At 72.7% G+C, this 11,232-nt stretch carries 9 protein-coding genes; 3 read left to right on the plus strand and 6 right to left on the minus strand.

Annotated elements, in window-relative coordinates:
* The first annotated feature begins 12 nt into the window (after positions 1-12).
* Positions 13-2,049: a catalase gene (locus HUT06_RS17430; protein WP_176196704.1), complete on the plus strand. Its 2,037-nt coding sequence runs from the start codon at positions 13-15 to the stop codon at positions 2,047-2,049.
* A gap of 87 nt (positions 2,050-2,136) precedes the next feature.
* Here HUT06_RS17430 and sigJ read toward each other — a convergent pair whose 3' ends face one another.
* From sigJ to HUT06_RS17450, 4 genes are all read right to left on the minus strand, one after another.
* Positions 2,137-3,003 carry an RNA polymerase sigma factor SigJ gene (gene sigJ, locus HUT06_RS17435; protein ID WP_176196705.1) on the minus strand — a complete coding sequence of 289 codons (867 nt, stop codon included), beginning with the start codon at positions 3,001-3,003 and terminating at the stop codon, positions 2,137-2,139.
* Positions 3,000-3,578, minus strand: a complete 579-nt coding sequence (locus HUT06_RS17440) for a carboxymuconolactone decarboxylase family protein (RefSeq protein WP_176196706.1) — start codon at positions 3,576-3,578, stop codon at positions 3,000-3,002. Before HUT06_RS17440 ends, sigJ begins: the two co-directional genes overlap by 4 nt.
* A gap of 93 nt (positions 3,579-3,671) precedes the next feature.
* Positions 3,672-4,652, minus strand: a complete 981-nt coding sequence (locus HUT06_RS17445; protein WP_176201430.1) for a zinc-binding dehydrogenase — start codon at positions 4,650-4,652, stop codon at positions 3,672-3,674.
* Positions 4,652-5,533: a haloalkane dehalogenase gene (locus HUT06_RS17450; RefSeq protein ID WP_176196707.1), complete on the minus strand. Its 882-nt coding sequence runs from the start codon at positions 5,531-5,533 to the stop codon at positions 4,652-4,654. The genes HUT06_RS17445 and HUT06_RS17450 overlap by 1 nt, the downstream gene beginning before the upstream one ends.
* A gap of 92 nt (positions 5,534-5,625) precedes the next feature.
* On the opposite strand from HUT06_RS17450, the gene HUT06_RS17455 reads away from it, so the two are divergent.
* The gene (locus tag HUT06_RS17455; protein WP_176196708.1) at positions 5,626-6,105 is read left to right on the plus strand and encodes a MarR family winged helix-turn-helix transcriptional regulator; all 480 of its coding nucleotides are present in this window, start codon (positions 5,626-5,628) and stop codon (positions 6,103-6,105) included.
* A gap of 34 nt (positions 6,106-6,139) precedes the next feature.
* On the opposite strand, the gene HUT06_RS17460 is transcribed toward HUT06_RS17455, so the two are convergent.
* Positions 6,140-8,074, minus strand: coding sequence for a RiPP maturation radical SAM C-methyltransferase (locus HUT06_RS17460; RefSeq protein ID WP_176196709.1), 1,935 nt, complete (start codon positions 8,072-8,074; stop codon positions 6,140-6,142).
* Positions 8,075-8,213: 139 nt separating this feature from the next.
* On the minus strand, positions 8,214-9,203 hold the full coding sequence (locus HUT06_RS17465) for an ornithine cyclodeaminase family protein (RefSeq protein ID WP_176196710.1): 990 nt from the start codon (positions 9,201-9,203) through the stop codon (positions 8,214-8,216).
* Between the two features lie 198 nt (positions 9,204-9,401).
* Here HUT06_RS17465 and HUT06_RS17470 point away from each other — a divergent pair, with 198 nt between their 5' ends.
* The gene (locus HUT06_RS17470) at positions 9,402-11,228 is read left to right on the plus strand and encodes a non-ribosomal peptide synthetase (RefSeq protein WP_176196711.1); all 1,827 of its coding nucleotides are present in this window, start codon (positions 9,402-9,404) and stop codon (positions 11,226-11,228) included.
* Positions 11,229-11,232 lie beyond the last annotated feature (4 nt).

Genomic DNA, 11,232 nt, shown 5'->3' on the forward strand with positions numbered 1-11,232 from the left:
AGGGAGGACCCGATGGCAGGCGCCGACAACGACAAGCAGCGGCAACTCGAGCACTACCGGGTCAACCCGGAGGGCACTCGCTACACCACCGACCAGGGCGTCCCGGTCGAGGACACCGACAACTCGCTCACGGTGGGTGAGCGCGGTCCGACACTGCTGGAGGACTTCCACTTCCGCGAGAAGATCACCCGGTTCGACCACGAGCGGATCCCGGAGCGGGTGGTGCACGCGCGCGGGTCCGGCGCGTACGGGGAGTTCCAGGTGTACGAGTCCCTGGAGGACATCACCTGCGCCGACTTCCTGTGCGACCCGTCCCTGGTCACGCCGACGTTCGTGCGGTTCTCCACCGTCGCCGGCGAGCGCGGGTCGGCCGACACCGTCCGGGACGTCCGCGGCTTCGCGACCAAGTTCTACACGCGGCAGGGCAACTACGACCTGGTCGCCAACAACTTCCCGGTGTTCCCCATCCAGGACGGCATCAAGTTCCTCGACTTCGTGCACGCGGTGAAGCCGGAGCCGCGCAACCAGATCCCGCAGGCCCAGTCGGCGCACGACACCCTGTGGGACTTCGTGCAGATGCAGCCCGAGACGATGCACTTCATCATGTGGCTGATGTCGGACCGGGCGATCCCGCGCAGCTACCGGATGATGCAGGGCTTCGGGGTGCACACCTTCCGGTTCGTCAACGCCCAGGGCAAGGGCACGTTCGTCAAGTTCCACTGGCGGCCGAAGCTCGGCACCTACTCGCTGGTGTGGGACGAGGTCCTGCGCGTCCAGGGCAACGACCCCGACTTCAACCGCCGCGACCTGTGGGACACCATCGAGGCCGGCGACCACCCCGAGTTCGAACTGTGCGTCCAGCTCGTGGCCGAGGAGGACGAGCACAAGTTCGACTTCGACCTGCTCGACTCCACCAAGATCATCCCGGAGGAGGAGGTGCCACTGCGGCCGATCGGCAGGATGGTCCTCAACCGGAACCCGCGGAACTTCTTCGCCGAGACCGAGCAGGTCGCGTTCTGCACCGCCAACATCGTGGCCGGCATCGACTTCACCAACGACCCGCTGCTGCAGGCCCGCAACTTCTCCTACCTCGACACCCAGCTCATCCGCCTCGGCGGGCCCAACCACCAGCAGATCCCCATCAACCGGCCGATCGCGCCCGTGCACAACGACCAGCGGGACGGCTACCACCAGCACATGATCCACGACAGCGACACCGCCTACGCCAAGAACTCCATCGGCGGCGGCTGCCCGGCGACCGCCGCCGACACCGGGAAGCTGGACGGGGTGTTCCGGCACTACCAGGAGCGGGTGTCCGGCGAGAAGATCCGCCGCCGCAGCCCGAGCTTCGAGGACCACTACAGCCAGGCGACGCTGTTCTGGAACAGCATGGCCGACTGGGAGAAGACGCACATCGTCAACGCCCTGCTGTTCGAACTCGGCCACGTGGAGCGCCGCTACATCAAGGAGAAGGTCGTCGAGCGGCTCGCCAACGTGGACGGCGACCTCGCCACTCAGGTGGCCCAGGGCCTCGGCATCACGCCGCCGAGCCAGACCGTGACGAACCACGGCAAGTCGTCACCGGCCCTCAGCATGAACGACCAGCCGAGATCGATCGCCACCCGCAAGATCGCCGTCCTGGTCGGCGACCAGACCGACGCCGGGACGCTCCAGCCGGTACTGCAGGCGCTGCGCGACCAGGGGGCCATCTGCGACATCACCGCCCCGCACGAGGGCACCGCGGCGACGCTGGAGGTCGACAAGCAGCTGAGCGCCGCGTCCTCGGTGCTCTACGACGCCGTCCTGGCGGCCGGCGGGCAGGAACTCGTCGCCGACGGATACGCCGTCCAGTTCGTCCGCGAGGCGTTCAAGCACTGCAAGGCGGTCGGCGTGCTGCCCGGCGCGGAACCACTGCTGGAGGCCGCCGCCCTGCCCGGACGCCAGGGCGTCGTCGACGCGAGCGCCGGCGACGCGTTCGCCCGGCAGTTCATCGAAGCGGTCGCCGCACACCGCCACTGGGACCGCGACCTCGCCTCCTTCCCGGCCTGAGGCCCGCCTCGTCCGCACGCGCCCGGCGGAGCACCCGGCCGATCGGCCGGGTTCTCCGCCGCGGGGACGTCGCACAGCGGCGAGGGCCTATCTGGCGAGGTCGGTCGGTTCGTCCAGACGCGTCAGCTTCCGCGGGTTCGCCACCGCGTGGATCCGGGTGACCCGCCCGCCCTCGACCACCAGGCTCACCGCCGCCACCCCGCCGCCGGCCTCGATCCGGCCGCCCGGCGCGCCGTTGAGCCAGACGGCCGACACCGTCCGGCCCGGGCGCGCGAGCGACTCCGCGACGAGTCGCGCCCCGTGGATCGGGGCCCGCGCCGCGGGGGCGAGCCCGCCGCCGTCGGTGATCAGGACCACGTCCGGCGCCAGGACCTCGATCAGCTCCGCCATCTCCCCGGTTCGCACCGCGGCCAGGAACCGCTCCACCACGGCTCGCTGCTCCGACCGGCTCACCCGCACCCGGGGCCGCCGAGCCGCCACCCGCTCGCGGGCCCGCCGGGCGATCTGCCGCACCGCGGGCGCCGACTTGTCCACGGTCACGGCGATCTCGCCGTAGGGCAGTTCGAACACCTCGCGGAGCACGAACACCGCGCGCTCCACCGGGGCGAGCGTCTCCAGGACGGTCAGCACCGCGATCGAGACGCTGTCCGCGAGGGCGCCGTCCTCGGCGACGTCGGGGCTGGTGAGCAGCGGTTCCGGCAGCCACTCGCCGACGTAGTCCTCGCGCCTGCGCGACAGCGTGCGCAGCTGGTTGAGGGACTGCCGGGTGACGACCCGGACGAGGTAGGCGCGGGGGTCGCTCACTCGCGCGCGGTCGACCCGGGCCCACCGCAGCCACGAATCCTGCAGCACGTCCTCCGCGTCGGCCGCCGACCCGAGCATCTGGTAGGCGACGGTGAACAGCAGGCTGCGGTGGGCGACGAACGGATCCTCGGCGGCCGCGTCACGGGTCATGCCGGCGACGCCGCACCGGGCTTGTCCGGGACCTCGGCCAGCGGGATCTCGCAGGCGTCCGAGAAGCCCTGCGAGGCGACCCCGTTCGCCACATTGGCCCTGGTGGCCAGGTTGACATAGGCGATGTGCACGGTGAGCTCGACCATCGCCGCCGGCCCGAGCCGCTCCAGCAGACCGGCGTACTGCTCGTCGGTGACGGTCGGCGGCGTGTCCGACATGGCCTCGGCGTACTCCATCACGTCCCGCTCCAGCGGGGTGAACACTTCCGAGGTCCGCCAGCGCGGCACCTGGCTCGCCTTGGTCAGGTCCAGATCGTCGTTCCGCGCCTGGAAGTAGCCGACGTCGAGGCACCAACTGCAGCCGATCTGCGCCGCGACGGCCATGTGCGCGAACGACTTGAGGCTCTTGTCGGCCGCGTTCCACGCTCCGGCCTTGGCGCCGAACTCCAGGTTGTCGAGCGCGACCGCGGGGCTGTGCCACAGCACTTCGACGTTCTCGGGAACGGCACCGAGTTGCTTGATCATGCTCTCCTCGACCTCGGCGGGAAGCTCGGCCTTCGGTACGCGCAGCGCCATGACGTTCTCCTGTGAATGTGGGTTGTGGCTGGTCGACATGAAGACACCGCCGGCCCCTCGAAACGTGACAGCACCATCGCGCGGGTGCGGGCGTCACGGGCGCAGGACCGTTTTTCCCGTGGTCGCGCGCGATTGCAGGGCGGTGTGGGCGGCGGCCGCGTCCGCGAGGGCGAATCTCTGGCCGATCACGGGGACGAGGCGTTCGTCGTGGAGCGCTTGAAGGGCATCGCGTTCCAGCGTCCGGGTGCCGCCGGGGCGTTGGAGGATGCGTGCGCCGACGGCGGAGGCGGCGCTGATCCCCCGGCTGAACAGGTCGGCGGCCGACAGTTCGGTCAGGGAGCCCGAGGACGAGCCGAACATCACCAGGCGGCCGGCGACGCCGAGCAGCTCCAGGGCGCCTCGGCCGATCCGGCCGCCGACCCCGTCGAGGGCGAGCGTCACCGGCCTGCCCTCCAGCGCCCGGCGTACCCGGTCGGACCAGTCGGGGCGGGTGTAGTCGATGGCGTGGCCGGCGCCGATCCGGCGGGCGAGCACGGTCTTGGCGGGGCCGCCGGCGACGCCGACGACCGTTGCTCCGGCGGCGTGGCACGCCTGCACCAGCAGGGTCCCGATCCCGCCGGCGGCTGCGGTGACCAGGACGACGTCCCCGGCGGCCGGCGTGGCGAGTTCGAGGATCGCCATGGTGGTCCGGCCGGTGCCGACCATGGCCACGGCGCGGTCGGCGTCGGCGTCGTCCGGCAGGACGTGCACGGCCGCCGCGGGTGCCAGCGCCAGGTCGGCGTATCCGCCGCCGGCCGGGCCGAGGTCGGCGACGACGCGCCGGCCGAGGAGAGCGGTGTCGGCGCCGGCGCCGACCTCGTCGATCGTGCCGGCGACCTCGCGGCCGGGTGTCGCGGGCAGGCGGGGCGAGACCCGCGGCCCGCCCGCCCCCTGGCGGATGACGGTGTCCAGCAGGTGGACGCCCGCCGACTCGACCCGGATCCGCACCTGGCCCGCGGGCGGACGCGGGTCGGGCACCTCCTCCAGCCGGAGTTCCTCCGGGCCGCCGAACGCGTGCTGCCGGATCGCGCGCATCACGCTCGTCCCTCCTCGCCGGAGAGCAGGCCGTGCCCGTCCAGCCAGGCGACGAGCGAGGAGGCGATGGCCGCGGGCTGCTCCTCGGGGGTGTGGTGGCCGGCCGCCCCGTGCGTCTCGATCTCCAGAGCGGACATGTGCGCGGCGCACCAGTCGATGATCCGGGTGCTCATCATCGTGCTCTCGCCGGGTGCGAAGGCGATCAGGAGTTTGGGCACGTCCGCGCTGCCGGCCAGCCACCGGCCGTAGGCCTCGACTCTGGCGACGACGTCGGCGGGCTCGCCGTCCAGCGGCATCGACCGCGGCCATTGGAGCAGCGGCACCCTGCTGCGGCGGGTGGGGTAGGGGCGGCCGTAGACGGCGAGGTCCTCCTCGCTCAGCCCGGGGACGGTGCGCGGCAGCGCCTGCTCGATGAAGGCGTTCTCCTCCAGCACCATCGCCTCGCCGGCCCCGGGCGTCCGCATCGCTTCGAACAGCGGGCGGGCACCGGCGGGGAACTCCTCCCACGACATCGGCTTCACGATCGTCTCGGTGAACGCGATGCCGCGCACCCGTCCGGGGTGGCGGGCGGCCCAGTCGAAGGCGAGCGCGCCGCCCCAGTCATGCCCGACCAGGACGACCCGGTCGAGTCCGAGGGCGTCGAACCAGGCGTCGAGGTACCGCGCGTGGTCGTCGAAGGAGTAGGCGATATCGGGCTTGCCGGACTCGCCCATGCCGATCAGGTCGGGCGCCAGGCACCGCCCGGCGGATCCGACGACGGGCAGGACGTGCCGCCAGAGGTACGACGACGTGGGGTTTCCGTGCAGGAAGACCATCGGGGCGGGCCCTCGGCCGACCTCCCGGTAGAAGATCGTCGAATCCAGGGCGGGTGTGGTGGGCATGGAGTTCTCCCCGGAGCGGTGACATACTAGACAGGTACCTGACCAACATAAAAAGTAGACAGGAGCCTGTCAATATGCGGGAAGACCCCTCGTTGCGGCGATCGAGGCTGTCGCTGCTCCTGCGCCTGCTCCACCGCGAGTACACCGTCGGCATCGAGGCGGCTCTGGCGGAGGCGGGCTTCGGCGACATCCGGTCCGGGGACGCCAAGGTGTTCCCGTTCGTCCCGCCGGAGGGCATCACCGTCCGCGACCTGGCCCTTCGCGCGGGCGTGCGCAAGCAGACCATGGCGCAGTCGGTCGACCAGCTCGAGCGGTCCGGCTACCTGGAACGGCGCCCCAACCCCAGTGACGGCCGGTCCCGGCTGATCGTGCTCACCGACCGGGGCAGGGCGGTCCAGCCGGCGGCGGCCGGCGCGGGGGACCGGATCGAACGGCGCTGGGCCGACCTGACCAGTCCCGAGGACTTCGAGGCCCTCCGCACCCTGCTGCTCGGCCTCCTGACCCGCATCGGCGAGACGGCCCCCGGCGCCGCCGAGCGCCTGACCTCGATCGACGAGGGCCGGCTCGCCTGACGAGGGACTCGGGCGAGCCGCCGGGAAGCGCCGTTCAGGACGCCGGGCGGGACGGGACGGGTGTCAGGTCCAGCAGCACGCGGTGCGGGGCGCCGGCGGGCGGTTCTGGTTCGGGCTCGTCCTCGGCGTCCACCGCGACCAGGCTGATGTAGCCGCCCGACTCCTCGAACAGCAGGCCGTGCTCGGTGAACCGCGCCAGCGCGGCCCGTACCCGCTCGACCGGGACGTCCAGCTCGGCGGCGAACTTCTCGGGACGCTTCGGGGAGGCCAGCCGGCGCAGCATGTCCTCCTCGTCCGGCTCGACCGGGATCCAGCGGCGGTCGCCGAACCTGGTGTCGAGCACGCCCGGGGACCCGGCGCCGCCGGCGAGCAGGGCGAGCCGCGGCCGTTCGCCGTTCTTCCAGGAGTCCTGCCAGGCGGTGGACAGCCGCTGCAGTTCCGCCAGCCATTCGACCGACTGGACCTGGTAGGGCGCGAGGTTCTCGTCGACGAAGAAGTACGCCAGCTCGAACAGCCTGTCCTCCGGGACGGCCGGGTAGCAGAGCCGGTAGAAGTCCAGCGGGTGCAGGTCGAGCCCGTACTCCTCCCGCTTGGTGAAGTACGGACTGTAGCGGTCGAACCGGACGAGGAACGCGCCGTCCGGCGGCGGGAGGTGCACCAGCTTGGGCATCTCGTCCGCGTACTTGCGGTAGACCCCCTCCTCCTCGCCGGGGAATCCGAGCAGCAGGTTCCAGATCGGTTCGACGCCGTACTTCAGGCACTTCTGCAGGAACTGCAGGTTGAGGAAGGACGTGGTGCCCTTCGCCATGAGCTTCAGCGTCGAGGTCGCCAGCGCCTCGATGCCCGGCTGCACCACGGTCACCCCGGCCTGCGCCATCGTCCGGAAGTCGCGGTCGGCGACCGGCACCTTCACCTCGTAGAACAGTTCGGCGCCCGGGGGCGGGTCCAGCCGCGGGAAGACGTCCCGGACGTAGTTGCGCGGCATGATGTTGTCGGTCCCGGCGAAGGTCGTGCACCAGGGCGCGAACGAGAACAGCCAGCGGAACTGCTCCACCGCCTTCTCGGGCGCCATCGCGCGGTACCCCATGCCCATCCCGTTCAGGCCGCAGAACGTGCAGTGCGACCGCTCGCCCCACCAGCAGCCGCGGGACGTCTCGAAGTACAGGGTCGGCTCGGCCTTGCCGGCGCCCCGGCGCAGCTCGTCCTGCGCCGCCGTGAACTTGTCGACGAAGCTCTCGTACTCGGGCCGGACGTAGTCGTCGATGTCGCGGTCCCGGCCGATCGCGCCGCCGAACCTCGGCTGCGCGGCGTTCCGCCGGGAGATCACGCCGGGGATGGCGTCGGCGCGCTCCGGCTCGCCTTCCAGGACGCACTTCACGAACTGGGGGAAGGTGTGCAGGGCGGGCCCGGAGAAGACGTAGTCGAGGGACGTGACGTGCTCCGCCAGCACCGTGCCCATGGGCGACTCGCAGTTCGCCCCGCCCATGACCGTGATCACTTCCGGGGCGCGCTCCTTGATCAGCCGGGCCATCGCGATGTTCGGCAGGTTCTGCGAGAACATCGAGGTGAACCCGACGATGTCGGCCTCGGCCAGCCGGTACTCCTCGATCGTCCGCGCGCAGAACGCGGCGAGCCGGCTCCTGATCCGCAGCAGCTTGGCGCGGAACTCGGCCGACCGGTCGCCGGCGAAGTAGCGCTGGAAGTACCGGCCCGCGTTGTCCGGGAAATCGGGGAATGCCAGGCTGCGGAACAGCCATTCGCCGATGCCGGTGGTCAGATGGTCGTACTCGTTCGCGAACAGCTTGTATTCGCCCGCGCCGAAGAGCAGCGCGAAGTCGATGTTCACGTACCGGATGTCGATCTGCACCGCGGCACCGAACTCCCGGGCCGTGTGCGCGGCGAGCTGGCTCAGCGCGACGGACGGCCGGTCATAGTCCGCGAACGGCATGTTGATCAGGGCGATCCGCATTGGGCACTCCGTCCGTGGCGACAGTTCGGTCTTTTCAGGGGAATGGCTCGGCACCGTCGAAGGCCGAGGCTTACAGATGCCCTATCGGCGCGCAAGCGCGCGCCGGCCGGGCTGTCCCGGCGACGGGACACGCGGCCGCTCAGCCGAACGGGACGTCGCGGCCCCGGCCGAGCTCGCGGGCCCGGCGCGCGATGTGCAGCCCGGCCACCGCGTCCTCGACGGCGATGCCGAGCGACTTGAACAGGGTGATCTCGCCGGGGTCGCGGCGCCCCGCGGCGCGGCCGAGCAGCAGCTCGCCGATCTCGGCGCGGATCACCTCGGGGCCGAACCGGCCCGCCGCCACCGGGATCACGATCTCGCCGGCCTCGGCCAGCGCGGCCCGCCTGCCGTCGACGAACACCGCGCACCGCGCGACGAGGTCCGCCGTCAGCTCCCGCTTGTCGGGGAACGACGAGCCGACCGCGTTGACGTGCGCGCCGGGCGCGATGTGCGGGGCGTCCAGCAGCGGAGTGACGCTGCCGGTCACCGTGCAGACGAGGTCCGCGCCGTCGGCGGCCGCGGCCGGCGACGCCGCCGCGGTGACCGGGAACGGCAGCTCGCCGGCCGCCGCGGCGAACGCGGCCGCCCGCGCCGGGGTGCGGGACCAGACCCGCGCCTCGCGCAGCGTCCGGACCTCGGCCATCGCCGCCAGGTGGCTGCGCGCCTGCACGCCCGCGCCGAGGATCGCGAGGACGCCCGCGTCCGGGCGGGCGAGCAGGTCGGTCGCCGCCGCGGACGCCGCCGCCGTGCGGATCGCGGTCACCGCGGCGCCGTCGAGCAGCGCCGCCGGCCGGCCGGTGCCGGCGTCGAAGACCATGACGAGCCCCGCGTTCACCGGCAGCCCGCGCGCCGGATTCCCCGGTTTGACGGCGATCACCTTGATCCCGAAACCCGCGTCGGGCGCGTCCGCGGAAGGGCCGACATAGGACGGCATCACCGCGTAGGCGTCGCCTTCGGGGGTGCGCAGCATGAGTCGCTGGGGTTGAATGACGGCACCGGCGCTGAACGACCGCAGCGCCGCACGCATCGACTCGATCGATTCCTTCATCGGATACAGGGAACGCACGTCCCGCTCATCGAAAATGATCATTACGCCTCCGGTTTGAGAATCGGCTCAGCCTGAGCCGGTGCGCGGACCGGAGTCAATAGTGGAAAATCGCACCCCGCTGGGGTAATCGTCATTGCACGATGGTTCGGGCGGCGCCGGGACATTCGCGTTCCAGGTTCCGGTGCCGCGGCTCCGCGCCGGGAATCCAGTTCACCGATCACGGAAGCGTGAGGCTTTCTCATGCGTGCAGAAACCGGGAGTGCCACGCCGGCCGGGACGCTGCTCGGCCGCATCGAGCGCTGGGCGCGCGAGCGTCCGGACCTGCCCGCCGTGCGCAGCGGCGGCCGGGTCCTCGGCTACGGCGAGCTGGTGGCCGCGGCGGGGCGCCTCGCCGCCCGGCTGCGCCGCTCCGGCGTGGGCCGCGACACGCTCGTGCCGCTGTGGATGGAGGCGTCCCCCGAGCTGGTCGTCGCCGCCCTCGGGGTGCTGTCCGCCGGGGGCGCCTACGTCGGCATGGACGTGGACGACCCGGCCGACCGGGCGAAGGTGATCCTCGCCGACTGCGCGGCGCCCGTGGTGCTGACCAGCCGGGCGCTGGCGGGCGAGGTGCCCGCGTCCGGGGCCGAGGTCCTGATCGTGGAGGACCTGGCGGCCGGCGGCGGAGCGCCGCCCGCGGACCCGGACGTGCGGCCGGGAGACCTGTGCTACGTGACCTTCACCTCGGGGTCCACCGGAGTGCCGAAGGGCGTGCTGGTGGAGCACGGCGGCGTCGCCGGCCTGGTCTCCTGGTACGTCCGCGAGTTCGGGATCGCGCCCGGCGACCGGATGCCGCAGCTCGCCAGGCCGTCCTTCGACGGATGGGCGCTGGAGGTGTGGCCCTGCCTCGGCGGCGGCGCGACGCTGTGCCTCGCCGGCCGGCGGCTGCCGGGCTCCCCGCAGGACCTGGTGGACTGGCTGGTCCGCGAGCGCGTCACGGTCGGGTTCTTCACCACCGCGCTCGCCGTGCAGCTCCTCGACGCCCACTGGCCCGGGCCCGGCGGCGCGTTCCGGGCGATGCTGCTCGGCGGCGAGAAGCTGCCCGCGCCGCCCCGCGTCCACCCGCCGTTCGCGCTGCACCACGTGTACGGGCCCACCGAGACCACGATGCTCGCGACGTGCGGCGAGATCCCGGCGGACGCCCCGCGCGACGCCTCGCCGCCGATCGGGCGGCCGCTGCCCGGGCTGACCGGCCACGTCCTCGACGAGCGCCGCCGCTCCGTCCCGGACGGCGCGCCGGGCGAACTCCACATCGAGGGGGCCGCGGTCGCGCGCGGCTACCTCAACCGGCCGGCGCTCACCGCCGAGCGCTTCCGCGCCGGGGCCGCGCCCGGCTCCCGCGTGTACGCGACCGGCGACCTCGTGCGCCGCCGCCCGGACGGCGCGCTGGAGTTCCTCGGCCGCACGGACGCGCAGATCAAGCTGCGCGGCTTCCGCATCGAGCCGGGCGAGATCGAGACGGCGATGCTGGCGGTGCCGGGCGTGGCCGGGGCCGCCGCCGTCGTCCACGAGCCGCCCGGGCGGCGCGACCCGGACGCGCGCCGCCTCGTCGGCTACTGGACGGCCGCGCGCGGCGCCGTCCCGCCGGACGCCGGGGAGATCACGGAACGGCTGGCGGAGCGGCTGCCGCACTACATGGTCCCGGCCGCGATCGTCCGGCTGGACTCCCTGCCCCTCACCCCGCACGGCAAGACCGACCGCGCCGCGCTGGCCGCCCGCGAGCCGGCGCGGCCCGCCGAGCGGGAGACCGGCCGGGACCTGGCCTACCGGTCGGACACCGAGCGGGTGCTCGCCGAGGTGTGGGCCAAGGTGCTGGGCGTCCCGGAGGTCGGCCGCGACGACGGCTTCTTCGACCTCGGCGGCGACTCGCTGCTCGCGATGCGCGCGGCGGCGGAGGCGCGGCGGCGGGGGGTGCGGCTGGTCGCGGAGGACCTGTTCGAGACCGACGTGCTCGGCGAACTCGCCGCGGCCCTGGACGGGCGATCCGGCGAACCCGCCGGGGAGCCCGGCACCGTCCGGCCGGGGGTGTGACCGC

Origin of the sequence: Actinomadura sp. NAK00032 (genome assembly GCF_013364275.1) — a bacterium.
In the GTDB taxonomy this organism is placed as follows: Bacteria; Actinomycetota; Actinomycetes; order Streptosporangiales; family Streptosporangiaceae; genus Spirillospora.

What these genes read in the sequence shown, in the direction of transcription:
- HUT06_RS17430 (WP_176196704.1), top strand. Translation starts at nt 13, where the DNA reads ATGGCAGGCGCCGACAACGACAAGCAGCGGCAACTCGAGCACTACCGG.
- sigJ (WP_176196705.1), bottom strand. Translation starts at nt 3,003, where the DNA reads ATGACCCGTGACGCGGCCGCCGAGGATCCGTTCGTCGCCCACCGCAGC.
- HUT06_RS17440 (WP_176196706.1), bottom strand. Translation starts at nt 3,578, where the DNA reads ATGGCGCTGCGCGTACCGAAGGCCGAGCTTCCCGCCGAGGTCGAGGAG.
- HUT06_RS17445 (WP_176201430.1), bottom strand. Translation starts at nt 4,652, where the DNA reads ATGCGCGCGATCCGGCAGCACGCGTTCGGCGGCCCGGAGGAACTCCGG.
- HUT06_RS17450 (WP_176196707.1), bottom strand. Translation starts at nt 5,533, where the DNA reads ATGCCCACCACACCCGCCCTGGATTCGACGATCTTCTACCGGGAGGTC.
- HUT06_RS17460 (WP_176196709.1), bottom strand. Translation starts at nt 8,074, where the DNA reads ATGCGGATCGCCCTGATCAACATGCCGTTCGCGGACTATGACCGGCCG.
- HUT06_RS17465 (WP_176196710.1), bottom strand. Translation starts at nt 9,203, where the DNA reads ATGATCATTTTCGATGAGCGGGACGTGCGTTCCCTGTATCCGATGAAG.
- HUT06_RS17470 (WP_176196711.1), top strand. Translation starts at nt 9,402, where the DNA reads ATGCGTGCAGAAACCGGGAGTGCCACGCCGGCCGGGACGCTGCTCGGC.